This is a genomic window from Allobrachymonas denitrificans DSM 15123, from assembly GCF_900110225.1.
Lineage (GTDB): Bacteria > Pseudomonadota > Gammaproteobacteria > Burkholderiales > Burkholderiaceae_C > Brachymonas > Brachymonas denitrificans.
The window spans coordinates 170,704-196,082 of record NZ_FOCW01000002.1 but is presented as its reverse complement, the minus strand read 5'-3'; the positions used below and the strand labels follow the sequence as shown (position 1 = coordinate 196,082).

At 65.2% G+C, this 25,379-nt stretch carries 22 protein-coding genes; 11 read left to right on the top strand and 11 right to left on the bottom strand.

Features of this window, described 5'->3' with window-relative positions:
• Positions 1–5: 5 nt before the first annotated feature.
• Positions 6–1,025: an RluA family pseudouridine synthase gene (locus BMW28_RS07325; protein ID WP_091815993.1), complete on the bottom strand. Its 1,020-nt coding sequence runs from the start codon at positions 1,023–1,025 to the stop codon at positions 6–8.
• Between the two features lie 651 nt (positions 1,026–1,676).
• Here BMW28_RS07325 and BMW28_RS07315 point away from each other — a divergent pair.
• Positions 1,677–4,730, top strand: a complete 3,054-nt coding sequence (locus BMW28_RS07315; protein WP_091815987.1) for an Rne/Rng family ribonuclease — start codon at positions 1,677–1,679, stop codon at positions 4,728–4,730.
• Between the two features lie 479 nt (positions 4,731–5,209).
• On the opposite strand, the gene BMW28_RS07305 is transcribed toward BMW28_RS07315, so the two are convergent.
• Genes BMW28_RS07305 through hemC form a run of 4 tightly spaced genes read right to left on the bottom strand, consistent with a single transcriptional unit; the run spans position 5,210 to position 9,410 of the window.
• Positions 5,210–6,523, bottom strand: coding sequence for a heme biosynthesis HemY N-terminal domain-containing protein (locus tag BMW28_RS07305; protein WP_091815981.1), 1,314 nt, complete (start codon positions 6,521–6,523; stop codon positions 5,210–5,212).
• A 3-nt stretch (positions 6,524–6,526) separates the two neighbouring features.
• Positions 6,527–7,582 (bottom strand): uroporphyrinogen-III C-methyltransferase, encoded by a 1,056-nt coding sequence (locus tag BMW28_RS07300; protein ID WP_159430732.1) that lies wholly within the window; start codon positions 7,580–7,582, stop codon positions 6,527–6,529.
• 32 nt (positions 7,583–7,614) lie between these two features.
• Positions 7,615–8,451 carry a uroporphyrinogen-III synthase gene (locus BMW28_RS07295; protein ID WP_091815977.1) on the bottom strand — a complete coding sequence of 279 codons (837 nt, stop codon included), beginning with the start codon at positions 8,449–8,451 and terminating at the stop codon, positions 7,615–7,617.
• Between the two features lie 5 nt (positions 8,452–8,456).
• Positions 8,457–9,410, bottom strand: coding sequence for a hydroxymethylbilane synthase (gene hemC, locus BMW28_RS07290; RefSeq protein ID WP_091815974.1), 954 nt, complete (start codon positions 9,408–9,410; stop codon positions 8,457–8,459).
• A 264-nt stretch (positions 9,411–9,674) separates the two neighbouring features.
• On the opposite strand from hemC, the gene argH reads away from it, so the two are divergent.
• A complete protein-coding gene (argH, locus tag BMW28_RS07285) occupies positions 9,675–11,129 on the top strand; it encodes an argininosuccinate lyase (protein ID WP_091815971.1) in 1,455 nt (484 codons plus the stop codon).
• A complete protein-coding gene (locus BMW28_RS07280; protein ID WP_091815968.1) occupies positions 11,126–11,398 on the top strand; it encodes a hypothetical protein in 273 nt (90 codons plus the stop codon). The genes argH and BMW28_RS07280 overlap by 4 nt, the downstream gene beginning before the upstream one ends.
• Positions 11,399–11,464: 66 nt before the next feature.
• On the opposite strand, the gene BMW28_RS07275 is transcribed toward BMW28_RS07280, so the two are convergent.
• Together BMW28_RS07275 and BMW28_RS07270 are read right to left on the bottom strand one after the other, a co-directional pair.
• Positions 11,465–12,103, bottom strand: coding sequence for a transglycosylase SLT domain-containing protein (locus BMW28_RS07275; RefSeq protein ID WP_091816209.1), 639 nt, complete (start codon positions 12,101–12,103; stop codon positions 11,465–11,467).
• Between the two features lie 110 nt (positions 12,104–12,213).
• A complete protein-coding gene (locus BMW28_RS07270; RefSeq protein WP_091815965.1) occupies positions 12,214–13,959 on the bottom strand; it encodes a proline--tRNA ligase in 1,746 nt (581 codons plus the stop codon).
• A gap of 133 nt (positions 13,960–14,092) precedes the next feature.
• On the opposite strand from BMW28_RS07270, the gene BMW28_RS07265 reads away from it, so the two are divergent.
• A complete protein-coding gene (locus BMW28_RS07265) occupies positions 14,093–14,755 on the top strand; it encodes an RNA pyrophosphohydrolase (RefSeq protein WP_091816207.1) in 663 nt (220 codons plus the stop codon).
• Positions 14,752–15,291 (top strand): CNP1-like family protein, encoded by a 540-nt coding sequence (locus BMW28_RS07260; RefSeq protein ID WP_091815962.1) that lies wholly within the window; start codon positions 14,752–14,754, stop codon positions 15,289–15,291. The genes BMW28_RS07265 and BMW28_RS07260 overlap by 4 nt, the downstream gene beginning before the upstream one ends.
• 51 nt (positions 15,292–15,342) lie before the next feature.
• On the opposite strand, the gene proB is transcribed toward BMW28_RS07260, so the two are convergent.
• The 4 genes from proB to rplU all read right to left on the bottom strand — a co-directional run bounded on the left by proB (position 15,343) and on the right by rplU (position 18,499).
• Positions 15,343–16,491 (bottom strand): glutamate 5-kinase, encoded by a 1,149-nt coding sequence (proB, locus tag BMW28_RS07255; RefSeq protein WP_234970063.1) that lies wholly within the window; start codon positions 16,489–16,491, stop codon positions 15,343–15,345.
• A gap of 54 nt (positions 16,492–16,545) precedes the next feature.
• Entirely contained in the window at positions 16,546–17,727 is a 1,182-nt protein-coding gene (gene cgtA / locus BMW28_RS07250; RefSeq protein ID WP_091815961.1) for an Obg family GTPase CgtA, read from the bottom strand.
• A 179-nt stretch (positions 17,728–17,906) separates the two neighbouring features.
• Entirely contained in the window at positions 17,907–18,167 is a 261-nt protein-coding gene (rpmA, locus tag BMW28_RS07245; RefSeq protein WP_091815958.1) for a 50S ribosomal protein L27, read from the bottom strand.
• Between the two features lie 20 nt (positions 18,168–18,187).
• On the bottom strand, positions 18,188–18,499 hold the full coding sequence (gene rplU / locus BMW28_RS07240; RefSeq protein WP_091815956.1) for a 50S ribosomal protein L21: 312 nt from the start codon (positions 18,497–18,499) through the stop codon (positions 18,188–18,190).
• A gap of 364 nt (positions 18,500–18,863) precedes the next feature.
• Here rplU and BMW28_RS07230 point away from each other — a divergent pair, with 364 nt between their 5' ends.
• The 6 genes from BMW28_RS07230 to BMW28_RS07205 all read left to right on the top strand — a co-directional run bounded on the left by BMW28_RS07230 (position 18,864) and on the right by BMW28_RS07205 (position 25,355).
• The gene (locus BMW28_RS07230) at positions 18,864–19,793 is read left to right on the top strand and encodes a polyprenyl synthetase family protein (protein WP_091815951.1); all 930 of its coding nucleotides are present in this window, start codon (positions 18,864–18,866) and stop codon (positions 19,791–19,793) included.
• A 46-nt stretch (positions 19,794–19,839) separates the two neighbouring features.
• A complete protein-coding gene (locus BMW28_RS07225) occupies positions 19,840–20,736 on the top strand; it encodes a 3',5'-nucleoside bisphosphate phosphatase (RefSeq protein WP_091816202.1) in 897 nt (298 codons plus the stop codon).
• Between the two features lie 42 nt (positions 20,737–20,778).
• Positions 20,779–21,414: an L-threonylcarbamoyladenylate synthase gene (locus BMW28_RS07220; RefSeq protein ID WP_091815948.1), complete on the top strand. Its 636-nt coding sequence runs from the start codon at positions 20,779–20,781 to the stop codon at positions 21,412–21,414.
• Positions 21,415–21,527: 113 nt separating this feature from the next.
• The gene (locus BMW28_RS07215; RefSeq protein WP_091815945.1) at positions 21,528–22,196 is read left to right on the top strand and encodes a site-2 protease family protein; all 669 of its coding nucleotides are present in this window, start codon (positions 21,528–21,530) and stop codon (positions 22,194–22,196) included.
• A gap of 162 nt (positions 22,197–22,358) precedes the next feature.
• Complete coding sequence (locus BMW28_RS07210; protein WP_091815943.1) at positions 22,359–22,952, top strand: response regulator transcription factor; 594 nt, start codon at positions 22,359–22,361, stop codon at positions 22,950–22,952.
• 117 nt (positions 22,953–23,069) lie between these two features.
• Complete coding sequence (locus tag BMW28_RS07205; RefSeq protein WP_091815940.1) at positions 23,070–25,355, top strand: FUSC family protein; 2,286 nt, start codon at positions 23,070–23,072, stop codon at positions 25,353–25,355.
• Positions 25,356–25,379 lie beyond the last annotated feature (24 nt).

The following is a 25,379-nucleotide window of genomic DNA, read 5'->3' as shown; positions in this document are numbered from 1 at the left end:
GCGCCTCAACTAGCGGCACGGGGCGTGATGAAATTCTGCAACGCCGGCTCCAGCGGCTGCTCCAGCGCCACCGTTTCGCCGGTGGAAGGATGGGTGAAGCGCAAGCGCCAGGCATGCAGGAACATGCGCCTGAGGCCAGCTTTTTCCAGTGCCTTGTTGCGGGCAAAATCGCCGTATTTCTCGTCGCCGGCGATCGGATGGCCACTGGATGCCAGATGCACGCGGATCTGGTGCGTGCGGCCGGTCTTGATCGTGACCTCCAGCAGGCTCATGTCGCCCAGCGGATGCGGCACGCGCTGCGCCACCTTCACCAGCGTGACGGCCTTCATGCCTTCGGGATCCTCCCTGGTCGTGGTGCGCACACGACGCTCGCCCTCGGCATTGTCTCCGGAGGGCAGCAGATACTTGCGCAGCGGCGTGTCGATCACCTTGCGGTTGGCGGGCCAGTCGCCCAGCACCAGCGCCAGATAGGTCTTGCCGGTTTCGCGCTGGCGGAACTGGTCCTGCAGGCCCGTCAGGGCCGAGCGCTTCTTGGCGATCAGCAGGATGCCGCTGGTTTCCCGGTCGAGCCGGTGCACCAGTTCCAGAAAGCGCGCCTGCGGGCGGGCACGGCGCAGCTGCTCGATCACGCCGAAGCTCACGCCACTGCCGCCATGCACGGCCACGCCGGCCGGCTTGTTCACGGCAATCAGCCAGTCGTCCTCGAGCAAGGCCGGAAACTCGCGCGCGGGTGTGGCTGCCTGGGCCTGCCCATCCTGGGCGCGCTCGGGCAGGCGGACGGGTGGCACGCGCACCACGTCGCCCGGCTGCACGCGGCTGTCGGCACTGGCCCTGCCCTTGTTCACGCGCACCTCGCCGCTGCGGATGATGCGGTAGACATAGGTCTTGGGCACGCCCTTGAGCTGGCGGATCAGGTAATTGTCGAGGCGCTGGCCGGCAGACTCCTCGTCCACCTCCAGATATTTGACGGCCTTTGCTGCTGCCCCCTGTGAAACCGCAGCATTCGACCCTATAATGTTTTTCACTGTGTAGTTGGTAATTGCAACTGCTTGATTTGAATAAGTTTAAGGCACAAGCAAGGCATCCGGTGCCCCACTGCACAGAAAGTCCATGCCACTGGCCCCGTCCTGCAGGCAAACCGGCCGGCCCCAAGCGCCCCCGGTGGCCCTCGATGGCTCCAGTCAAGGCTGACGCCCGAAACCCCGAATATGGAATACATGACTGCCTGAATGGTGCGCTGTTGCCACTCAGGCAGATGGATCGAATGCAAGTGCAAGGTGTGATGCTGGTTCTGTTGATGCTGGCTGCCGGCCTGTCCGTCAAGCTGCCCCGTGGGCAGCGACGCGGCCGTCGCAGCCTGCTGCCCGCGCGCACCTCCCCCTCCCTCCCTGTTCCCGGCACACAGCCGCTGCATGTGGCAGCGCTGCGGGCCGATAGTGGCTGGCTGCCTGCCGTTGCGGTACCAGCGGGACGGCGGCGGCCATTTGCTGCATTCCTCCGCGCGCCCTTTGCCCTCCAGTCTGCCTTCGCGGCGGTCTGATCCGGCAGTTTCCGGCAATTCCCTTCGTTTCAGCGTCCGCTCAGGCATTCCTGGGCTGTGTCCGCGCCTGTGCGCGGCCAGCCCGCAGTGTCAACAGAGTCAATGAACCCATGCGGGTTCAGGAAGGAAACGCATCATGAAACGGATGCTGATCAACGGTACCCAGACCGAGGAACGCCGCCTGGCGATTGTCGACGGCCAGAAGCTGCTCGACTACGAGATCGAAATCGAAGGCCGCGAGCAACGCAAGGGCAACATCTACAAGGCCGTCGTCACCCGCGTCGAGCCCTCGCTCGAGGCCTGCTTCGTCGACTACGGCGAAGAGCGCCACGGCTTCCTGCCGTTCAAGGAAATCTCCCGCCAGTACTTCGCCGAAGGCGTGCCGGTCAGCCAGGCACGCATCAACGACGTGATCAAGGAAGGCCAGGAGCTGCTGGTCCAGGTCGAGAAGGAAGAGCGTGGCAACAAGGGCGCGGCCCTGACCACCTTCATCTCGCTGGCCGGCCGCTATGTGGTGCTGATGCCCAACAACCCGCGTGGCGGTGGCGTGAGCCGCCGCATCGAGGGCGAGGATCGCGCCGAGCTGAAGGAGGCGATGGACCAGCTCGAGTACCCGAAGGGCATGAGCATCATCGCGCGCACCGCCGGCATCGGCCGCTCCGCGCCCGAACTGCAGTGGGACCTGAACTACCTGCTCAAGCTGTGGGACGCCATCGACGGCGCCGCCCAGGCCGGCAAGGGCGCTTTCCTGATTTACCAGGAATCCAACCTGGTGGTGCGCGCCCTGCGCGACTACTTCAGCCCGGAGATCGGCGACATCCTGATCGATGCCGACGACATCTACGAGCAGGCCAGCCAGTTCATGAACCACGTGATGCCGGAGCATGCCGGCAAGGTCAAGCGCTACCGCGATGACGCACCGCTGTTCAGCCGCTTCCAGATCGAGCACCAGATCGAATCGGCCTACGCGCGCATCGTGACGCTGCCCAGCGGCGGCGCCATCGTGATCGACCATACCGAAGCACTGGTCTCCATCGACGTGAACTCGGCACGCGCCATCAAGGGCAGCGACATCGAGGAAACCGCCACCCGCACCAACCTGGAAGCTGCCGACGAAGTGGCGCGCCAGATGCGCCTGCGCGACCTGGGCGGCCTGATCGTGATCGACTTCATCGACATGGACGAGCAGAAGAACCGTCGCGAGGTGGAAAACCGCCTGCGCGATGCACTGCGTCAGGACCGCGCGCGCGTGCAGTTCGGTTCCATCAGCAAGTTCGGCCTGATGGAAATGAGCCGTCAGCGCCTGCGCCCGGCCCTGTCCGAAGGCGCTTCCATCCCCTGCCCGCGCTGCGGCGGCTCCGGCCACGTGCGCGACACCGAATCCAGCGCCCTGCAGATCCTGCGCATCATCCAGGAAGAAGCGATGAAGGACAGCACGGCCGCCGTGCATGCCCAGGTGCCGGTGGAAGTGGCTTCCTTCCTGCTGAACGAGAAGCGCCCCGAGATCGCTAAGATCGAACTCAAGCAGCGCGTGCACGTGATGCTGGTGCCCAACAAGGGCCTGGAAACGCCGCACTACAAGCTGGAGCGCCTGAAGCACGACGATGCCCGTCTGGACACCATGGACGCGAGCTACACGCTGGCCGAGGAAGTCGAGGATCCCACCGCCGTCACGCGCCGCTCGCAAGAGCCGACGAATCGCCAGACGCCGGTGCTCAAGGGCGTGCTACCCGATGGTCCGGCACCCATTGCTCCGCCCAAGCCGGAAGTGGTGGAGCCTGTCGCAGCACCGGCTGCTGCAGCCCCCGTACAGCCTGCCGCCGAGCCCGCCACGGGTCTGGCTGCGCTGTGGCTGAAGATCAAGCGCTGGTTCGGCTTTGCCGAAGAAGAAGCCGTGGTCGAACCCGTAGCTCCCGTTGCACCGGCTCCCGAAACCACGCCGGCACGCGATGACAACCGTCGCGGCAATGGTCGTGGCGGCCGTGGCGGCAGCCGCAATGGCAACCGCAGCGGTGGCGAACGTGGCGATCGCAGTGATCGTTCCGAGCGCTCGGGCGAGCGCAGCAGCCGCGGCGAGAAGTCCGGCGAAGGCCGCAGCGGCGAGCAGCGTCGCAGCCGCGGTGAAGGCCGTTCTTCCGAGGGCCGCAACGATTCCCGCACGGGCGAGCAGCGCAGCGAGAACCGCAACGAGCAGCAGCGCGAAGGCGCTGTGGATACCGGCAGCGACAACCGCCAGGACGGCCGTGGCAACCGCCAGCGCCGCGAGCGGGGTGAACGCAGTGGAGAGCGCAGCGGCGAACGCCGTCCGCGCCAGACTGCCGTCCCGACCGATCTGGGCGGCGAAGAATCCAGCGCCACCGAAGCGGCACTGGCAGCCGCCGCTGCCAGCGCAGTAGCCGGTACGGCCATGGCGGCCGACCAGGTGGCAGACAGCGCCATGGATGCGCAGGCGGTCCAGACCTCTGGCTCCGGCGAGGGCGAAGTGCGCGAGCGCCGCGAGCGCCGTTCGCGTGACCGCTACGGCCGTGACCGCCGTCGTGGCGACCGCTCTTCCCAGAACGGGGAAGGCAGCGAGCTGAGCAATGCCGTTGAGGGTGAAACCTCTGCCGCATCGGAAGCCTCCGGCACGGAATCCAGCCCGCGCAGCTACTTCGCAGCCAATGCCAACGCTCCGGTTCCGGGCCTGGCACTGGGCGCAACCGGTGCAGACAGCGCCGCCGGTGCCGATACGACAGCTGCCGCTCCTGCGGTCGTCGCCGCCCTGCCCTCTCCGATCGCCCCGGTGTCGGACGGCCTGCCCGCGCCTGCCGTGGTGGAAACGCCTGCGGCTGAAAGCGCAGTCGCAGCTGTCGAAAGCGTCGAACAGGCCGAAGCGCAGCCGGAGGTGACCGTGGCAGCTGCTGCCGGCATGCCCAAGGTCCAGGCCTTCACGCTGCCCGAAGCCGAGCTGCATCGCATCGCCTCGGATGCAGGCCTGCAGTGGGTGGGTTCCGATGCAGACAAGGTGGCAGCCGTGCAGGCCGCCATCGCAGCCGAACCCAAGCCAGTTCACGTTCCGCGCGAGCGTCCCCCGATGGTGGTGCTGGATGAAGGTCCGCTGATTCTGGTGGAAACCCGTCGCGACCTGGCTGGCATGGTCCTGCCATTCGAGACCGAAGCAGGCCAGGGCAGCGACGCTGCACAAGCCTGACGGATGGCTAACCGGCACCCTTGCAGGTGCCGGAGCACTCCCCCAGAAGCCGCTTCAAGCGGCTTTTTTGCGTCTTGGGCATGCGTTTGAAGGGGGCACCGTGCGCGAAGGCAAGGCGCTCGCAAGGCGAGGCACAATGCGCTGGCTCGGAAGCGTTTGCCTGCAACGCACCGATGTGCTGTGAAACTGTGCAGTCGACGGGAGCCATGGGAGCCATGGGAGCCATGGGAGCCATGGGAGCCATGGGAGCCATGGGAGATGCGGGAGATGCGGGAGATGCGGGAGATGCGGGAGATGCGGGAGATGCGAGAGATACGGGGACCGCGGGAGCCAAGTGCTGTAGCTGTGCAGACAGTTTTTCAAGACACTGCAGCAGCGAAGCGCCAACCTTGTGCGCTCGCCCGCCACCAAAGAGCGCATTGTTCTCTCGACGACGGGCTTGAAATCAAAACCGGCGCGCCCACACGGCGCACCCAAGATCAACGCACCAGCGCAGCCTGCTTCCACGCTTCCTGGGCAGCAGCGCCGTCATTGCGCTCTTCCGCCAGTTCCGCCAGTGCCCTCCAGGCATTGCGGTGCAGCTCGGGCTCGTCCTTCAGGCCCTGCACCGCCTGGGTCAGGAACTGCTGTGCCTTGCCCCAGAGCTGGCGCTTCATGCAGGCCATGCCCATCAGGTACTGCACGTCCGGGCGGTTGGGATAGCGCTGGTAGGCCGTCTCGATGCGCTGCAGCCAGTCGCTGTCGATGCCCTCCAGCCCCGGCTCGATGGCGGCAATCAGCGCGCTGCGCTGGCTGCTGCTCAGGCTTTGCTCGCCCGCCGCCACCCGCTCCCACACGGGCAGCAACCAGGCCCGCGCCTGTGCAGCCGTGCCTCCGACAGCTACCAGCTGGCGTGCCGCGGCCAAGGCGACCTCCGGCCAGACACGCTCTTCGCGGTCCAGACGCATCCAGATGCGTTGCAACTGGTCCAGATCGAACGCGGACTTGAACTGGTCCACAATAAGGCGGCTTACCAGCACCCGACCGGCATCGGGGGTGAAGGCCTTGTGCCGTGCCAGGGTCCGCGCCGTTTCCAGCGCCAGATCGGTATTGCCCAGTTGCCGTGCCGCCTTGAGGCGATGACGCAAGGCCAGCACCCGGCGGCCCGTTCCCTGCGGCAAGGCATCCAGCCGCTCCAGTGCCACGGCAGGCTGGCGGTCCTCGATCGCCCAGCGCGTGGCGCGCAACTGGATCCCTTCGCGTGTTTCCACGGCGATATCCGCCGAGGATTCTTCGGCCGCCTGCAGTGCCTGCGTGTAATGCAGGTCGCGCTGCGTACCATCCTGCATGGCCTGGCTGCTTTCCGCCATGATGAAATGGGTCAGGGCACGCAGCTGCATGCGATAAGGTAATCGCTGCGCCGCCGGCACGTTGTCGCGGGGGTCAGCCTGCTGGCCGTACAAGCCCTCTTCCTGGCGCAGGGCGCGCTGGCCGGCCTGTCGGGCACGCGAAAAACGTCCGGCCAGATAGTGCGACATGGCATCCAGCAGATGGCCGTGCAGGGCACGCTCCTTTTGCTGAATGCGCCAGCGCCGCGCATCCCGGGGCAACTGAATCAGTCCGGACACGCCGCGCATCAGCGCATGGCCGAGCAGGAACAGGCCGAACAGGATCAGGATGGCCATGTTCAGCGAAATGTCGATCGCGCGCGTGGGCGACCAGTACAGGGTCAGGACGGCCTGGTTGTTGCCCGCCAGCAAAGCCAGCAGGGTCGCCAGAACGAACAGGGTCAGCAGCCAGAGCAGTGCGCGCATGTCTCAGTTTCCTGCAACACTGGCAGCGGCATTCGCCGCGGTGAGGGCTTCCAGCGTCCCGCGAATCTGGGGCAGTTCCGCCGAATGGATGTTCTTGTGCACTTCCTGCAGCTGTTTCTGCGCAGCATCCACCAGCGGCGAATCCGCCTGGAAATACTCCTTCAGCTGGGCCTGCACCTGCTCCACATCATTGCGGGCCAGCTCCGACTGGCGCGACATCAGCGCCATGCGGGCATTGAGCAGGCGCAGCTTGAGGTTTTCACGTACCAGCATGCCCTGGTCGGGGGGCAGCAGGGCTGCATCGCGGCTGGCAATGGCGCGCACGCGCACCAGTCCCAGCGCCGTGTCCGAAATGCTGCCCCACCACTGCTGCCACCATGGCGCACCCGCCGGCACGCGCGTGGCAACCGGCGCATTGCCCCCGGTGGACGGCAAGGGGGCCATGTCGCTCTGTAGCGGCAGGCTGTCGATCTGGCGCAGCACATTGTCGATGCGGGTGGCCAGCATGGCCACGTCGCTCACGCTGGTCTTGCGCAGCTGCTCGATGTCCTGGGCCATGGCCAGCTGCAGGGCCACCAGACGCGGCTGCGTGACGTTCTCGAGGCGTTTTTCAGAACTGATGAGCGCCGCCAGCAAGGGCTGCACGCTGCCGGTGAGCTGGGTTTGCTGCAGCCCCATCTGCACGACGGAGTCGACATCCACCAGCAGGTTGTCGTCCTTGGCGCGGGAAAGTCCCTGCAACACGCTGTCCACCTGGGCACGCTGGGCGTCCAGCTGCACCACGCGCTGATCCAGCAGCGCCACCTTGGCACTGGCTTCGCGGCTCTGCTCGCTGGCCAGCCGGGCGAGCGTGCCGCTGTCGCGCGACTGCAGGCCCATGTCGGCCACCTGCTTCGAGACCTGCTTCTGCAGCAGGTAGACCTGTCGCCATGCGACGCCGGCAGCGGCCGCCGCGGCGACGGCCAGCAACAAGGCCAGCACCAGCACGACGCGCGCCAACGCAGACATGCCCGCACGCTGCCCTGCCGGGCTGGCAGGCGCTACCGGAGGCGCAGTCATGGGGGCCGGGGACGTTGTCTCGGGGGAAGCACTCATAGCCACGATTGTATCGAGTGGCTTACATCATGCAGTGTAGGACGGGTCTGGAGAATGGTGCCGTAGCCGGCCTCGCGTGCCCTCGCCGCGATGCGCGGATGCGTGGCCAGCGCGGTCGCCTGGCTCCAATCCTGTTGCGGCAACAGGGTTTGCAGATGGTTGAGGGCCTGCGAGCTGCTCCAGAGCCACAGATTGCGCTGGCTGGCCAGGGTGCGAACAGTCTCCTGTTGTGCAGGCGTCCAGCGTGGCGCCTGTCGCTGATACGCCACAACCGTGCGCACTTCCAGGCCAGCCTGGACCAGTTGCTCGCCCATCCAGTCGCGCCCCGCACCGTAGTCCGGCTGGATGGCATCGGGTTTGGGGTCATCCGTGCCGCGCACACGCAGCACGCAGCGTCCGGCTTGCCGGGCCGCTGCCAGTTGCGGCTGGATCAGGGGCCAGAGAGCTTCGGAATCGAACTGGGCGGCATCCGGCGGAGGGCTGTCTATGCGTGCGGGGTCCACGCCCGCCTGCAACAGTGCCTGCAGCGTACCGCGCCCCGGTGCCCATGCTCTGGTGTAGCCGGCATTCCAGCATGCCGCTGCATCCGCCACGGCGGCGAAGAAATGCTCGACGGCGGGCACGCTGACGAAAAAGGCTGCAGCAGTCTGCGGCAACTGCTCCCAGGCTGCGTGGAGACGCTCACGGTAGGCCGCATGCTCCACCGCCGCAATCTCGATCAGGGGCCATACGAGCACCCGGGCACGGTCGCCCAGCTCGCGTTGCAGGGCTTGGGCCCAGTCGCTCGCCTGCGGCTCGGGCCGGGTGATGATGACGGCCGGTGCCTGCTGCATGGCGTTCAGTGGCTGGCAGGTTGTGCCGGACGGGCACCCTGTGCGATCAGTTCCCGTGCCACCTGCTCTCCGAGCGCCGTGGCCTGCTCCAGCGTTGTCACCGTGGCGCGGGCCGTGGCACGCACCAGGGAGACGGCGCCTTCGGTCTGGTCATCGCCCCAGGCGGCGTCGATCTGCAGCACATCGCCCTGCAGCGTGGCATAGGCTGCCAGCGGCATGGAACAGCTTCCGCCCATGGCGCGGCTCACGGCGCGTTCGGCACTCACGCGCAGCCAGGTCGGCATGTGCACCAGCGGCTGCAGCGCTGCCACCAGCTCCGGGCGGCCGGACCGGATCTCGATGCCCAGGGCGCCCTGCCCGGCTGCCGGCAGCATCTGCTGCGGCTCCATCACGTGGCGGATGCGCTGTTCCAGCTCCAGGCGCTTGAGGCCAGCCGCCGCCAGCACAATGCCGTCGTACTGGCCTTCGTCCAGCTTGCGCAAGCGCGTGTCGAGGTTGCCGCGCAGGGGCTCGATGCGCAGATCGGGGCGTGCCGCGCGCAGCAGCACGGTGCGGCGCAGGCTGGAGGTGCCGACCACGCCACCCTGCGGGATCGCTTCCAGGCTCTCGTAGTTCGGGGAAACAAAGGCATCGCGTGGATCCTCGCGCTCCATCACGCAGGCCAGCTCGAAACCGGCCGGCAGGTCCATGGGAACGTCCTTGAGCGAGTGCACGGCGATGTCGGCGCGGCCTTCTTCCAGCGCCACTTCCAGTTCCTTGACGAACAGGCCCTTGCCGCCGACCTTGCTCAGGCTGCGGTCGAGGATCTGGTCACCCTGGGTGGTCATGCCCAGCAGCGTCACGCTGTGGCCCTGCGCTTCCAGCAAGGCCTTGACGTGTTCTGCCTGCCAGAGCGCCAGGCGGCTTTCGCGCGTGGCAATGGTGAGTTGCAGGGAGGCTTGGGTGGACTCGGTAGACATGGCAGACAGCAGGCAAAACAGTGCACCACCCGAATGGGCAGACGCATACAGGATTGGCGCACATGCTAGCACGGTTGACCGACGGGGAGCCGCGCCGCCACCCGGCTCAGGCCCGCTTTGGCGCAGCGCCCGGCAAGGGGCTTCGCTACAATCAAGCTTTTGCCCGGCCGGGCCTTGTAAACAGACGTGCGCAAGCCATGCGCGCAAGGCCATGCTCCATTGCGGACATCGCCCTGCCCCGGCCCCCACTTGCCAAGTTCTACCATGTCCAGCTCCCACAACCAACTCGATACCAAGTCCCAGGCCTGGTCCGCCCTGTTCAGCGAACCGATGAGCGAGCTGGTGCAGCGCTACACCGCCAGCGTGTTCTTCGACAAGCGCCTGTGGCAGGCCGACATGCAGGGCAGCCTGGCCCATGCCGAGATGCTGGCCGCACAAGGCATCATCCAGGACGAGGACTACGCTGCCATCCAGCGCGGCATGGCGCAGATCCGCAGCGAGATCGAGGCCGGCACCTTCGAATGGAAGCTGGAGCTGGAAGACGTGCACCTGAACCTGGAAGCGCGCCTGACGCAGCTGGTGGGCGATGCCGGCAAACGCCTGCACACCGGCCGCAGCCGCAATGACCAGGTTGCCACCGACATCCGCCTGTGGCTGCGCGCCGAGATCGACCTGATCGCCGGCCTGCTGCGTGAGGTGCAGGGCGCGCTGCTGGCCGTTGCCGAAAAGAACGTGGACGTGATCCTGCCCGGTTTCACCCACCTGCAGGTGGCGCAGCCGGTGAGCTTTGCCCACCACCTGCTGGCGTATGTCGAGATGTTCGCGCGTGACGAGGAACGCCTGGCCGACGTGCGCAAGCGCGTGAACCGCCTGCCGCTGGGCAGCGCTGCCTTGGCCGGCACCACCTACCCACTGGACCGCGAGCGCGTGGCGCAAACGCTGGGCATGGAGGGCGTGTGCCAGAACAGCCTGGATGCCGTCAGCGACCGCGATTTCGCCATCGAATTCACGGCGGCCGCTTCGCTCATCATGGTGCATGTCAGCCGCCTGAGCGAGGAACTGATCCTGTGGATGAGCCAGAGCTTCGGCTTCATCCGCATTGCCGACCGCTTCACCACCGGTTCGTCCATCATGCCGCAGAAGAAGAACCCGGACGTGCCGGAACTGGCGCGCGGCAAGACCGGCCGAGTGGTCGGCCACCTGATGGGCCTGATCACCCTGATGAAAGGCCAGCCGCTGGCCTACAACAAGGACAACCAGGAAGACAAGGAGCCGCTGTTCGACACGGTGGACACCGTGCGCGACACGCTGCGCATCTTTGCCGAGATGATCGGCGGCCAGACCAACGCGCAGACTGGCGCCAAGGAAGGCGGCATCACCGTCAACGCCGCCGCCATGCGCGCCGCTGCCAGCAAGGGTTACGCCACCGCGACCGACCTGGCCGACTATCTGGTCAAGAAAGGCCTGCCCTTCCGCGATGCGCACGAAGTGGTGGCCCACGCTGTCAAGACGGCGCAGGACCAGGGCGTGGATCTGGCCGAATTGCCGCTGGAAACGCTGCAGGGCTTCAACCGCGATGTGGAGCAGGATGTGTTCGACAACGCGCTGACGCTGGAAGCTTCGCTCAATGCGCGCAACACGCTGGGCGGCACGGCTCCTGCACAGGTGCAGGCGCAAATTGCACGCCACCAGGCCCGTCTGCAGGTGGTGCAGGCATGACGCAGACCGAAATCCTGCTGGGCCTGGTACTGGCCCTGACCGTGTCCGCTGTCTGGCAGATGGTACAAGGTATCCGCGGGCTGAAACAGCAACCGCAGGGCTATGCGCGTGCCATTGGCCGGCGCATGATGCTGACCACGGTGGTCATGATTGCGATTCCGTTGCTGATCATGCTCGGCCGCGACCAGTGGGGGGCCATGACCAGCCTGTATGCCGTCCTTGCCGGCCTGGTCACGGTCAATGTCATCTGGCTGCGGCGCATCCGCTGAGCGATAGTCCGCTGCAACGCCGGTGCCTGCGTTGACGCCGCCCCTGAAAATGGCAGCTTCCGGCTGCTAAAGCGCCCAGTTGCGCTGCGCCGCCATGACCGCATTCGGATATTTCGCCTGCCCGCGTGAACCGTTATAGCGGCCCAGCGCATAGAACAGGTTGCCGTTCTCGCGCTGCAGGTAATAGCGCAGGATGACGCAGCCAAAGCGCAGATTGGTCTGCTGGTGGAACAGCGTGCTCGCATCGCCATCGCCGATCACGCGCGCCCAGAACGGCATCACCTGCATCAGCCCGCGTGCGCCAACAGCCGAGATGGCGAACTTGCGGAAATTGCTCTCCACCTGGATCAGCCCCAGCACCAGCGACACATCCAGTCCGGCACGGGCCGACTCGTACCAGACGGTCTGCAGGAATTCATGGCGCGTGAAATCGTCGATCATGCGTGCGCCAAGCCGGCGCTTCATCACGTTCAGCCAGTTCTGGTATTCCATCTCCGACTTGCGGTCGCTGAATACCGGCACGGGCGGTGCAGAAGTCTGCACGGCCGCGCTGAGGGCCGTGCGCACCGAATCGGCGAGATGTTCTTCCTTCTGGGCGCCAGCAAGCACAGACAAGGGCACACCACCGCCCGCGAGGGCCAAGCCTCCGACGCTCCAGCGTGCCGCCTTGCCCAGCCAACGGCGGCGCGCGGACGGCGCCGACATGGCTGATCGGGTTTCACTGGCGGTAGTGGCCGGCTGCGTCATGACTTCCCTGCTTGCACGCAATTGAGGCCCGGGCATCACCGCGACCGCGGTGTTGCCGCCCCTCCTGCTCAACGCCCCAGCTTCTCCAGCAACCACGCATCCATACCGGCCAGCGGCAGCTTCTGCGCTTCGGCATCGCGACGGAACTGGTACTCGCACTCGCCTGCCTGGATGCCACGGTCAGACAGCACCACGCGGTGCGGCACGCCAATCAGCTCCCAGTCGGCAAACATCACGCCGGGGCGCTCGCCGCGGTCGTCCAGGATCACGTCCACGCCCGCAGCCAGCAGCGTCTCGTAGAGCTTGGTGGCTTCGGCCTTGACGGCTTCGCTGCGGTCCATGCCGATCGGGCAGATCACCACGGTGAACGGCGCGATCGACTCGGGCCAGATCATGCCGCGTTCGTCGTGGTTCTGCTCGATGGCAGCGGCAGGCAGACGCGTCACGCCGATGCCGTAGCAACCCATCTCGAAGAACTGCGTCTTGCCGTTCACGTCGAGGAAGGTCGCGTTCATGGCCTTGCTGTACTTGGTACCCAGGTAGAACACGTGGCCGATCTCGATGCCGCGCTCGATGGCCAGCTTGCCCTTGCCACAGGGCGACAGGTCGCCTTCGACGATGTTGCGGATGTCGGCCACCACTTCGGGCTCGGGCAGGTCTCGGCCCCAGTTCACGCCGGTGATGTGGGCATCCACCTCGTTGGCGCCGCAGATCCAGTCGGCCATCACGGCCACATCACGGTCCACCACCAGCCTGACCGGCTTGCGCGTGTTGATGGGGCCCAGATAGCCGGGCCTGGTGCCGAAGTGATCGACGATCTCTTCCTCGGTGGCAAAGCGGAAGCCCTGGTTCAGGCCCGGCACCTTGCCCACCTTGACTTCGTTCATGTCGTGGTCGCCGCGCACCAGCAGCAGCCAGACCTCGCTGCCCTTGACGGCACCGGCCTCGTCCAGCACGTCGGTGGCCAGCACCAGCGACTTGACGGTGCTCTGCAGCGGCACGTTCAGCAGCTCGGCCACATCGGCACAGGTGCTCTTGCCCGGGGTGGGCGTCACCTGCATGGGCTGGCTGGCAGCAGGACGGGCCTGCGTGGGTGCCAGCGCCTCGGCCTTCTCGATGTTGGCGGCGTAATCGCTCTCGGGGCAGTAGACGATCGCGTCCTCCCCCGTGGCCGCGATCACCTGGAATTCCTCGCTCAGGTCTCCACCGATGGCGCCGCTGTCCGCCGCCACGGCGCGGTAGTTCAGCCCGAAGCGGTCGAAGATGCGGCGGTAGGCCTGCGCCATGTTCTGGTAGCTGGCCTTGGCGCCGTCGGCATCCTTGTCGAAGCTGTAGGCATCCTTCATGATGAACTCGCGGCCACGCATCAGGCCGAAGCGCGGGCGACGCTCGTCACGGAACTTGGTCTGGATCTGGTACAGGTTCTTGGGCAGCTGCTTGTAGCTGCGGAAATCCTGGCGCGCGATGTCCGTCACCACCTCTTCACTGGTCGGCTGGATCACGAAATCGTTGTCGTGGCGGTCCTTGAAGCGCAGCAGCTCCTCGCCCATCTTGTCGAAGCGGCCGGTTTCACGCCACAGATCACCCGGCTGCACCACCGGCATGGTGCACTCGATCGCACCGGCGCGGTTCATTTCCTCGCGCACGATGGCCTCCACCTTGCGGATCACGCGCAGGCCCATGGGCATATAGGTATAGACGCCGGCCCCCAGCTTCTTGATGAAGCCGGCGCGCATCATGAGCTTGTGGCTGACGACTTCGGCATCGGCGGGAGCGTCGCGGAGGGTGGAGATGAGGAACTGGGAAGCTTTCATGGAATTGCAATGGTTCTGACAACACGATGCCACGCCGCAATGCTGAAGCTGCGGACGGGGCTATAGGTGTTATTCTCGTTGATAACAGTGACGACCCGTGCATAATGGCTTCAATTAAGAATTGGAGTTGATCATGCTCGACCGGGAAGGGTTCCGTCCCAACGTCGGCATCATTCTGCTCAACCGCAAGAATCAGGTGTTCTGGGGGAAGCGCATCCGCACCCACAGCTGGCAGTTCCCCCAAGGCGGCATAGATCGCGGGGAGTCGCCCGAACAGGCCATGTTCCGCGAGCTGCGGGAAGAAGTCGGACTCTTCCCGCACCACGTGCGCATTGTTGCCCGCACCCGAGACTGGTTGCGCTATGAAGTGCCCGACCGCTATATCCGCCGCGAAGCGCGCGGCCACTACAAGGGCCAGAAGCAGATCTGGTACCTGCTGCAGTTGATGGCAGGTGACTGGGAGCTCGACCTGCGCGCCACCGACCACCCCGAATTCGATGCCTGGCGCTGGAACGACTACTGGGTGCCGCTGGACGTGGTGGTGGAATTCAAGCGCGGCGTCTACGAGATGGCGCTGACCGAACTGGCACGCTTTCTGCCACGCAACGACCAGCGCAACCGCTACCTGCGCTCCAGCTACAAGCAGCGCGACCGCCAGGCGCAGCGTCCGGATGGCCGACTGCAAGGCCCGCAAGCCTCGGCACCCGGGTTCGACCTGCCGCCCGACGCCAGCTTCGATCCGCAACCTCCGTGTGCGCCGCCTGCCGGTGCGCCCTCGCGAAAGAACCCCTCATGAACCGCCTGTTCCGTCCCCTGCCCGCCCTGCTGCTGGGCTTGGTTGCCACCTTCGCTGGCGGCAGCGCGCTGGCCCAGTACGCCGGCGAAGAGGAATCCGGCCCCTGGCAGGAAGCACCCGTCCCCCCCGCTCCCGCCCTGAGCTCGCGCAATCTGGTGGCAGTCGAGCTCCCAGAGTATTCGACGCTCAAGGTAGGTGTCGACCTCGACAGCGTGGAGCTGGGCAAGGACGGTGTGGTGCGCTACGTGATGCAGTTGCAAAGCCGCGAGGGTGCGCGTTCTGCCTACTATCAGGGCATCCGCTGTCGCACATACGAAGTCAAGACCTATGCGCGCTATGACTTCGGCGCCACGCCGCCAGGTTGGCAGGACGTGAAGACCGACTGGACCGACCTGCACGACGCCCGCTCGCGTCACGCCAAGAATCTGGCGCGCAACGGCATCTGCGAAAGCTATGCACCGCCCATCTCCACCAAGGAGGCCCGCCGCATGATCAAGCGCGGCAAGGCAGCGTGGATGGACCCCGCAGGCATGTAAACAAGCTGCCTGCAGCGGCTCAGCGGCTCAGCGGCTCAGCGGCTCAGCGGCTCAGCGGCTCAGCACCATATTGTCACGGTGCACCATCTCGGGTTCGGCGCTGTAGCCAAGCAGCGCTTCGAACTGGCTGGACGGCTTGCGGCACAGCTGGCGCGCCTCGTAGCTGGAATAATTGGCCAGACCGCGCGCAATTTCCACGCCTTCGGGATTGCGCACGGCTATCACTTCACCACGACGGAATTCGCCCTGCACTTCGGTCATGCCGATCGGCAGCAGGCTCTTGCCGCCCTGCTGCAGCATGGCGGCCGCGCCGGCATCGACCACCACCGAGCCATGCAGCTTGAGGTGGTCCTTCATCCACTGCTTGCGCGCCTGCAGCTTCTGCGTGGGCGCCACCAGTACGGTGCCGACCACTTCACCCTGCACCAGACGCAGCAGCGCATCAGGCTCGCGGCCCCAGGCGATCACGGTGCTAGCGCCTGAGCCTGCCGCGCGCTTGGCCGCCAGGATCTTGGTCAGCATGCCGCCCGTGCCCACGGCGCTGCCGGCACCGCCAGCCATGGCTTCCAGCGCAGGATCGCCTGCCTGACCCACGGCCACCAGCGTGGCATCCGGGTGCTTGCGCGGATCGGCGCTGAACAGGCCCTTCTGGTCGGTCAGAATCACCAGCAGGTCCGCCTCGACCAGGTTGGCCACCAGCGCGCCCAGCGTGTCGTTGTCGCCGAACTTGATCTCGTCATTGACGACCGTGTCGTTCTCGTTGATGACTGGCAGCACGCCAAGCTCGAGCAGCGTCACCAGCGTGGAGCGGCCGTTGAGGTAGCGTTCGCGGTCGGCCAGGTCGGCGTGGGTCAGCAGCACCTGGGCGGATGCCAGGCCGTTTTCACGCAGCTTGGTCTCGTACATCTGCGCCAGACCCATCTGGCCGACGGCGGCAGCGGCCTGCAATTCGTTGAGTTCGCGCGGGCGCGTCTGCCAGCCCAGGCGCTTCATGCCTTCGGCCACGGCGCCGCTGGACACCATGATGACTTCGCGGCCCTCGGCCCGCAATGCCGCCAGCTGGCGGCACCATTCGCCAATGGCCTGCTCGTCCAGACCGCGCCCTTCGTTGGTGACCAGGCTGGACCCCACCTTGACCACGATGCGGCGGGCTTGCTGCAGCATGGCTGCGGGATGGCTCAGGGTCTGGTCGGAGGGCATGGTGAAACAGCGGCGAGGGTGGCAGAAGCGACCGCCGCAGCGGTCGCACAGGGATTATTTTGCGGCAGGCTTCTTGCGGGAGCGGGCAGCCGGGCGCTTCGCGGGCTTGTCTTTTGCCGGCTTCTCCTCGGCGGACTCATCCGGCAACGCGGCAAAGCGGGGATCGAAATCCTCCGGCAGATCCACGAAGCGCGGATCGATCTCGGTCGGCGGCTGCTCTGCCACCTGCTGGCGATGGATATGCTGGTAGATCTCGCGGATCAGCGTTTCGCAACCTTCGCGCGTCAGCGCAGAGATCTCGAACACCGGCCCCTTCCACTTGAAACGTTTGACGAAATCCTTGACGCGCTCGGCGCGTTCGTCTTCCGGCACCATGTCCAGCTTGTTCAGCACCAGCCAGCGCGGCTTGCCGTACAACTCGGCATCGTATTTCTTGAGTTCGGCCACAATGGCCTTGGCCTGCGCGACCGGATCCACCGCATCATCGAACGGCGCCATGTCGACCACATGCAGCAGCAGGCGGGTGCGCTGCAGGTGGCGCAGGAACTGGTGACCCAGGCCGGCGCCTTCGGCCGCGCCCTCGATCAGGCCCGGCACATCAGCCACCACAAAGCTCTGCTCGGGGCCCACGCGCACCACGCCCAGGTTGGGGTGCAGCGTGGTGAAGGGATAGTCGGCAATCTTGGGGCGCGCATTGGACACCGCCGCGATGAAGGTAGACTTGCCCGCGTTCGGCATGCCCAGCAGGCCAACATCGGCCAGCACCTTCAGCTCGAGCTTGAGGCTCTTGCGCTCGCCGGGGTAGCCGGGCGTCTTCTGGCGCGGGGCACGGTTGACGGCACTCTTGAAGCGCAGGTTGCCAAAGCCGCCATCGCCCCCCTTGGCGATCAGGATCGGCTCGCCCGGCGTCAGCAGCTCGTACAGCACCTCGCCCGTTTCGGCATCGGTGATGATGGTGCCCACCGGCATCTTCAGGGTGACGTCATCGCCGGCAGCGCCGAACATGTCGGAACCCATGCCGTGCTGGCCACGCTTGGCCTCGAAACGGCGCGCATAGCGGTAGTCGACCAGGGTGTTGAGGTTGACATCGGCAATCGCCCACACATGGCCGCCACGGCCGCCGTCGCCACCGTCCGGTCCGCCAAATTCCTTGTATTTTTCGTGGCGGAACGAAGCGCAGCCATTGCCGCCGTCGCCCGCAGCGATGTCGATGAACGCTTCGTCTACAAATTTCATGGGGATTGCACTCGCAAGTCAGGGGATGCGCACGGCGCACCCGGGTGCAGACGCCTGCACCATTGAATCATTGATTGTAGGGGATGGGCCGCTCTGGAGGCCAGAAACACGCAAGCCCCGCACGAAGACGGGGCTTGCCGGGGGCCAGACCGGAGCCGGGCCCAGGGAGCATACGCTGCTTATTCGGCAGGCGTGATGTCCACCACGGACTTGTTCAGCGCGCCGCGCTGACCGAAGGACACGTGGCCGTCCACCAGGGCGAACAGGGTGTGGTCCTTGCCCACGCCCACGTTGTTGCCAGCGTGGAAACGGGTACCGCGCTGACGCACGATGATGGAACCAGCGCTGATCAGCTGGCCGCCGAATGCCTTCACACCCAGCATCTTGGGCTTGGAATCACGCCCGTTGCGCGTAGAGCCGCCGCCTTTTTTCTGTGCCATGAGTTACTCTCCTTGGTGCATCAAGCGTTGATGGAGGCAATTTCCAGCTCGGTAAACTGCTGGCGATGGCCCTGGCGCTTCTGATAGTGCTTGCGGCGACGCATCTTGAAGATGCGGACCTTGTCGTGTTTGCCATGGGCGACCACTTTGGCCACCACGGTTGCGCCGGAAACCAGGGGAGAACCCACAGTCAGGCTGTCGCCGTTGCCGACGGCCAGAACCTGATCAATGGTGATCTCTTTACCTTCGTCCGCAGCAATCTGTTCTACTTTGATCTTGTCGCCAGCAGCAACGCGATATTGCTTGCCACCGGTTTTTATGACTGCGTACATGTGTAAACCTCAAATACATTGAAATCTTGCCGGACGGATTTCCAGCAAGCCGATGATTCTACTATGGTTCTGCATGCAGGGCAAGGCCGTTCGTGCAGCGCAGCACAATCAGCAAGAATTGTCGCATTGCAGCACCAGCCAGACAGGCCCCGCATGCACGGGCTGCAGAAAGTACCCGCAAAGTATTGCTTTGCCACGCTCCCGCCAGAAAAGCCCGCCTGTCCACTCCCTATAATGAACGTCCAGATACCCAGCCCGGATGCTCCCTATCCGGTTCTGGCCCTGCTCTCCGATTTCCGCGTCCAGGACGATCATCTTGTCTGCTTCTGCTCCCCCGACTGCCCTAGCCCTGATTGCACCTGCCATGCAGCAGGTGGACCGGGTCATCCATGACCGCCTGACGACGGGCGTGCCGCTGGTGGCACAGGTGTCGCAATACATCATCTCTGCCGGAGGCAAGCGCCTGCGTCCTGCCATGCTGCTGCTGATGGCGGAAGCACTTGAATACAAGGGCGAGCAGCATTACAGCCTGGCAGCCGTGGTCGAGTTCATCCACACGGCCACTCTGCTGCACGACGACGTGGTCGACGAGTCCACCCTGCGCCGCGGCCGCCCCACGGCCAATGCCAGCTTTGGCAACCCGGCCAGCGTGCTGGTGGGCGACTTCCTCTACTCGCGCTCCTTCCAGATGATGGTCGAAACGCAGAACATGCGGGTGATGGACATTCTGGCCAATGCCACCAACATCATCTCCGAGGGCGAGGTGCTGCAGCTGATGAACATGCACGATGCCTCGCTGAACGAGGCCGACTACCTGCATGTGATCCGCTCCAAGACCGCCAAGCTGTTCGAGGCCAGCACCCGTCTGGCTGCCGTGCTGGCCGGCTGCGATGCCGAACAGGAAGAGCGCTGCGCCGAATACGGCCAGGCCCTGGGCACGGCGTTCCAGATCATCGACGACGTGCTGGATTACGAAGGCACGGTGGAAGATCTGGGCAAGAACCTGGGCGATGACCTGCGCGAGGGCAAGACCACCCTGCCGCTGATCATCGCCATGCGCGAGGGCACGCCCGAGCAGGCCACCGTGATCCGCAATGCCATCGAGCAGGGTTCGGTCGATGCGCTGGAGGCTGTTGTCGCCATCGTGCGCGGCACCGGCGCACTCGAAGGCGCGCGACGCGCAGCGGCTGCCGAAGCCCAGCGCGCCATCGCCGCCACGGCCGGGCTGCCCGACAACGCCTACACCCAGGCACTGCGCCAGCTGGCCGAACAGCTGCAGTCCCGCAAGACCTGATGCACGACAGGGTTTTTGCGGCCTCTAAAATGAACAGGTGACCACACTGACCCTTTCCCCAACCCTCAACGCCGACCTGCACTGCCATTCGGTCGTGTCCGACGGCACACAAACGCCCGAATGGCTGGCGGAACGCGCCCATGCCAATGGCGTACAGCTGTGGGCCCTGACCGACCACGACGAACTGGACGGAATCGAACGCGCGGCGTCTGCTGCTGCTGCCCTGGGCCTGCCCTTTCTCGCCGGCGTGGAAATTTCGGTGACCTGGGCAGACAAGACGGTGCATATCGTCGGCCTCGGAGTCGATCCTGCGCAACCAGCCCTGATCGAGGGCCTGCGTCGCACCCGCGGCGGGCGCGAGGAACGTGCGCGTGAAATGGCCCAGCAGCTCGAGGCCGTAGGCATTCCCGGCGCCTATGAAGGTGCCCTGAAGTACGTCGGCAACCCGGACCTGATTTCCCGCTCGCATTTCGCCCGCTACCTGGTCGAGATCGGGGCATGCACCGACATTGGCGATGTGTTTCGCCGCTACCTGACCGAAGGCAAGCCCGGCTTCGTGCCGCACCGCTGGGCCACGCTGGAACAGGCCGTGGGCTGGATCGTCGATGCCGGCGGCATGGCCATCATTGCGCATCCGGCACGCTACGGTTTCACGCCGCAGCAGGAGCACACCCTGTTCAGCACCTTCCGCCAGCTTGGCGGCCAGGGCGTGGAGGTGGTGACCTGCAGCCATACGCCCGAAGAAATCCAGACCTATCGCCAGATGGCGCTGGATTTCGGGCTGTATGCCTCGCGCGGCAGCGATTTCCACTCTCCCGGCGAAAGCCGGCTGGAACTTGGCCTGCTTCCGCCCCTGCCCTCCGGCCTGACGCCGGTCTGGCAGCACCTGGGGCACCGCATCCGCATGCCCGAAGGCGCCGGCGCCCCTGTTCATTCTTCCTGACTTTCCGTGATGGCGGGCGCAAGACCCGCCCCCTTTCTGCCCATGGCCCAGATTTTCGAGATCCATCCCCTCAATCCCCAGCCGCGCATGATCAAGCAGGCGGTTGCCCTGCTCGATGCCGGCGAAGTGCTGGCGGTTCCCACCGACTCCAGCTACGCCCTGGTGTGCCACATCGACGACAAGGCGGCGAGTGACCGCCTGCGCCAGATCCGCCAGATGGACGACAAGCACCTGCTGACCCTGATCTGCCGCGACCTGAGCGAACTGGCCAGCTATGCGCGCGTGGACAACCGCCAGTATCGCATGCTCAAGCTCGGTACACCGGGCCCGTTCACCTTCATCCTGGAGGCATCCAAGGAAGTGCCGCGTCGCCTCAGCCACCCCTCGCGCAAGACCATCGGCCTGCGCGTACCGCAGCATGCGGTGCTGCAGGCGCTGCTGGAACAGCACGACGGCCCGCTGCTGAGCACCACCCTGTTCCTGCCGGACAGCGACGAGCCCCTGCATGACGTCTCCGAAGTCTCCGACCTGCTCGACAAGCAGGTGGCCGGCGTGATCGACAGCGGCGCCTGCCCGCACCTGCCCACTACCGTGGTCGACCTGACCCCCATGGGCAAGGGCGACGCGCCCGAACTGGTGCGCCAGGGAGCCGGCGACGCGTCGATTCTGGGCCTCTGAGCCTTGCCACGCCGAAATGGCGTGAAATTTTTTTGATACGAACGGATCAATCGGGTGTAAAAACCGGCAAACGGTGTGCCGATCACTGTTGCTGACCGTCAACGAAAGCCTTCATGGATCTCGCCAACATCATCCAGACCATCGCCATCTACGCCATTCCGGTGCTGTTTGCCATCACTGTGCACGAGGCCGCGCACGGCTATGTGGCGCGCCACTATGGCGACAACACGGCGTGGATGCTGGGTCGTGTCACGCTCAATCCGCTCAAGCATATCGACCCGCTCGGCACCATCCTGATGCCGCTGTTCCTCTACATCGCCACCTCCGGCGCCTTCCTGTTCGGCTATGCCAAACCGGTGCCTGTACGCTTCGACCGGCTGCGCCATCCGAAGCGCGACATGATCTGGGTCGCCCTGGCCGGCCCTGCCTCCAACCTGATCCAGGCCCTGTTCTGGGGCGCCCTGCTCTATGTGCTGCTGGGTCTGGGCGTGAGCGAGCCCTTCTTCCTGCAGATGTGCAAGGGCGGCGTGCTGGTCAACATCGTGATGTTCGCCTTCAACCTGTTCCCGCTGCCTCCGCTGGACGGCGGACGCGTGCTGGCCGGCCTGTTGCCGCGCCATGCCGCCAACGCACTATCCCGCGTCGAACCGTATGGATTTTTCATTGTAATGGCGCTGGTGGTGACCGGAATTGTCAGCAGCCTGTGGATGCGTCCGCTGATGAACGCAACCTATGGACTACTCGAAGTCCTGCTCACCCCCTTGAAATTGCTGTTTTCTTAACATAATTTCAATCAAACCATCCAAAAGTTGACAATTGTCACTTTTTTTCCAATGTGTTTGAATAATCATCCAAATGGATGCCATGCTTTTGACTCTATGATTTGGCCACGTTAAACATTTACAGGCCATCGCATCTGAAAGTGCGGCCATTTCATTTAAGTCATGTCTGTTTACCTGATTGAAGATCATCCGCTTTACCGTGAAGCTTTCGCCAACCTGCTGCGCCGTCTGAAGCCGGGCGAGGAAGTGATCGAGCTCGACCGCATTGGCGACCTGCCCCAGGCCGTCAAGTCGCACGGCCAGCCCGCCACCGTTTTTCTGGACCTCACCCTGAGCGACACCCTCGGCCATTCGGGCATCCGCGAAGTCAAGCGCGCCTACCCCGAGTCGCAGCTGGTTGCCATTGCCGACCAGGCGGGCGACGAGAACGAACCGCTGTGCATGGAAGCCGGCGCGGACGGCTACCTGTCCAAGCAGACGCCTACGCCGGCGCTGTTCTCCGCCCTGCGTTCGCTCATGCTGCCCGAGACCGAGGGCGATGAAGCCGAGCTGTCCAACAGCAAGCTCTCCAAGCGCCAGTCGCAGCTGCTGGTTGCGCTGGAGCAGGGCCTGAGCAACCGTGACATTGCCGACCGCCTCGGCATCAGCGAGCACACGGTCAAGGTGCACCTGTGGCGCCTGTTCCGCCGTCTGGGCGTGAAGAGCCGTACCCAAGCCATCCACACGGCCCGCCTGAACGGCCTGATCAAGGGCTGATACCGCACCTGCCCGGGCTGCCATGCAGTCCCGTGCCACAATCGACAGGCAGCAGCTCTCGCCCGGGACTGCTGCCTCTTTCTTTGGGTACGCTGTTTCAGGAGTTGCAACACCCCCATGCTGCTGCGCGACCGCATCCTCTCCCTGCTGGTTCCGGACACGACCGGGCCGATGCGGTATGCGCTGGACATGCGTACCTTCTGGTTCAGCCACTATCTGTCGACCGGATTGCGCACCAGCAGCGGCATCCTGCTGATTGCGCTGGCAGCACTGGCGTTGCTGCCGCCTGGCTGGGCCATGGCGGCGGCCTTTGGGGCTGCGGCGCTGGCCCTGGTCGACCAGCTCGGCCCCTTGCGCTACAAGAGGCGCGAACTGGGTGTGTCGCTGCTGCTCAACACCCTGGCCGCCCTGTGGGTTGGCATGCTGACACCGTGGCCGCTGGCACAGGCGGCGAGCATGGTGCTGCTGACCTTTGGCTCGGCCCTTCTGCTGCTGTATGGCAACCGGGCCATGCCGGTGCAGTTTGCCATGCTGCTGGCGATGACGCTGTCGGTGGAACATATCGGGCAGAAGGCCGACCCGCTGGCCACGTGCGCCAGCTTCTTTCTGGGCGGGCTGTGCTATTTCGTCTACGCGCTGAGCGTAGCCTGGTGGCAGCGCCACCGCCTCAAGCAGCAGGTGCTGGCCGAATGCCTGTTCGAGCTGGCGCGCTATTTCGACATCAAGAGCGGTTTCTACGAGCGCAGTGCCGATATCGAGCAGCAGTTCACCCGGCTGATCCGGCAGCAGGTGGTGCTGGCCGACCGCCAGCAGGCGGCGCGAGATCTGGTGCTGCAGCCGCTGCAGGGCCCGCAGGATGCGCGGCTGATCCAGATCCATCTGGGCATGCTGGACGTGTACGAGCAGGTGCTCAGCACGCATACCGACTACCGTGCGCTGCACCAGCACTTCGGGCAGAGCGACATCATGCTGTTCCTGCGCGACCTGATTGCCAAGGCCACGCGTGACGTGGAGGCGGTGGCCTTTGCCGTGACGCGCGGGCTGCCTTCGGAGTCGCCCGTGACCTATGTGGCCGAGCAGCGCGCCATTGCCTTCGAGCTGCACCTGATGGAACAGGGCGAGTACAGTGTGCCGGTGTCGGACGATGTGTTTCTGCTGCTGCGCTCCACCTACTACAAGATCCTGGACACCATCACGCGCATCAAGCAGATGCATGCGGCCACGCACAGCTCGCCGGAGCAGCTGCCGGCCATCGACATGACGCTGTTCGTCTCGCGTCCGCGCATCGACTGGAATCTGCTGCAGCACAACCTGAACCTGCAATCGCCGATTTTCCGCTATGCGCTGCGCATTAGTCTGGCCATGGTGGCGGCGCTGCTGCTGGTGCAGGCCCTGCCCTACAAGGCGCATGCCTACTGGATCATGCTGACCATCGTGATCATCATGAAGCCCAGCTACAGCATGACGCGCGACCGGCGCCGCCAGCGGATGCTGGGGACGGTGCTGGGGTGCATCGTGGCGGCGGTAGTGCTGCAAGTGGTGCAAGGCACGCTTCCGTTGCTGCTGGTACTGTATCTGTCGCTGATGGTGTCGTCCACCTTTGTGCAGCTGCGCTATGTGTATACCGCTACGGCGGCCACGCTCACCGTGCTGGTGCTGCTGCACCTCACCACCAGTCAGGGCGGCCCCGGCCTGGTGATGGAGCGGCTGATGGATACCGCGCTCGGGGTGCTGATCGCAACGATGTTTGCCTATGTGTTTCCCAACTGGGAGCGCCAGGCCTTGCCCGGCCTGCTGCAGCGCCTGTTTGACGGCGCGCGCCGCTATCTGCGCGAAAGCCACGCGCTGCTGCTGGGGGATGTGACCCAGGACGAGGCCTACCGGCTCTCGCGCAAGCAGTTTCTCAACGAGATTGCGGGCGTGAACGCTGCCCTGCTGCGCATGCTGGACGAACCACGCGTGCGCCAGCGCGGGATCAGCGAAATCAACCGGCTGCTGGTGCGCACCTACCTGATGACTTCGCATGTGGCGGCGCTGCGCATGCTGCTGCGCAGGCAGCCCTGGCTGCAGCGGCAGGCAGATTACCGGCAGCAGATGCAGGAATCGATGGTGCTGACCCATGCGCTGGTGGAAGAGGCGCGCACGATTCTGTGTGTGTCGGAAGATAGTTGCGCTCCGGTGCAGGTGCTGGAACTTCCGGAGATGATGGGGGCAAACCAGCAAGGCACTGCCGACGGCATGTTGCCTGCGCCCGAAACCGCGCAACCTGAGGGGGAGCGTCTGCCCCATGCCACGCACGAGGTGCACAACGTACTGGAACACCGCATCCGTGCGCTGCGCGAGGATGCGGCCGATCTGGTGGAACAGAGCCGCCGGGTGAAGGCGGTGCTGGCGCCGGAGTAGGCTGACGCAGCCCTCGTGCGCTGC

Coding starts and splice junctions, on each gene's coding strand:
- hemC (WP_091815974.1), bottom strand. CDS start 9,410: ATGTCTACCGAGTCCACCCAAGCCTCCCTGCAACTCACCATTGCCACG.
- BMW28_RS07205 (WP_091815940.1), top strand. CDS start 23,070: ATGCTGCTGCGCGACCGCATCCTCTCCCTGCTGGTTCCGGACACGACC.
- BMW28_RS07265 (WP_091816207.1), top strand. CDS start 14,093: ATGCTCGACCGGGAAGGGTTCCGTCCCAACGTCGGCATCATTCTGCTC.
- BMW28_RS07300 (WP_159430732.1), bottom strand. CDS start 7,582: ATGACTGCGCCTCCGGTAGCGCCTGCCAGCCCGGCAGGGCAGCGTGCG.
- BMW28_RS07230 (WP_091815951.1), top strand. CDS start 18,864: ATGCAGCAGGTGGACCGGGTCATCCATGACCGCCTGACGACGGGCGTG.
- BMW28_RS07280 (WP_091815968.1), top strand. CDS start 11,126: ATGACGCAGACCGAAATCCTGCTGGGCCTGGTACTGGCCCTGACCGTG.
- cgtA (WP_091815961.1), bottom strand. CDS start 17,727: ATGAAATTTGTAGACGAAGCGTTCATCGACATCGCTGCGGGCGACGGC.
- BMW28_RS07295 (WP_091815977.1), bottom strand. CDS start 8,451: ATGCAGCAGGCACCGGCCGTCATCATCACCCGGCCCGAGCCGCAGGCG.
- BMW28_RS07215 (WP_091815945.1), top strand. CDS start 21,528: ATGGATCTCGCCAACATCATCCAGACCATCGCCATCTACGCCATTCCG.
- BMW28_RS07260 (WP_091815962.1), top strand. CDS start 14,752: ATGAACCGCCTGTTCCGTCCCCTGCCCGCCCTGCTGCTGGGCTTGGTT.
- BMW28_RS07270 (WP_091815965.1), bottom strand. CDS start 13,959: ATGAAAGCTTCCCAGTTCCTCATCTCCACCCTCCGCGACGCTCCCGCC.
- BMW28_RS07315 (WP_091815987.1), top strand. CDS start 1,677: ATGAAACGGATGCTGATCAACGGTACCCAGACCGAGGAACGCCGCCTG.
- BMW28_RS07305 (WP_091815981.1), bottom strand. CDS start 6,523: ATGCGCGCACTGCTCTGGCTGCTGACCCTGTTCGTTCTGGCGACCCTG.
- rpmA (WP_091815958.1), bottom strand. CDS start 18,167: ATGGCACAGAAAAAAGGCGGCGGCTCTACGCGCAACGGGCGTGATTCC.
- argH (WP_091815971.1), top strand. CDS start 9,675: ATGTCCAGCTCCCACAACCAACTCGATACCAAGTCCCAGGCCTGGTCC.
- BMW28_RS07220 (WP_091815948.1), top strand. CDS start 20,779: ATGGCCCAGATTTTCGAGATCCATCCCCTCAATCCCCAGCCGCGCATG.
- proB (WP_234970063.1), bottom strand. CDS start 16,491: ATGCCCTCCGACCAGACCCTGAGCCATCCCGCAGCCATGCTGCAGCAA.
- BMW28_RS07275 (WP_091816209.1), bottom strand. CDS start 12,103: ATGTCGGCGCCGTCCGCGCGCCGCCGTTGGCTGGGCAAGGCGGCACGC.
- rplU (WP_091815956.1), bottom strand. CDS start 18,499: ATGTACGCAGTCATAAAAACCGGTGGCAAGCAATATCGCGTTGCTGCT.
- BMW28_RS07210 (WP_091815943.1), top strand. CDS start 22,359: ATGTCTGTTTACCTGATTGAAGATCATCCGCTTTACCGTGAAGCTTTC.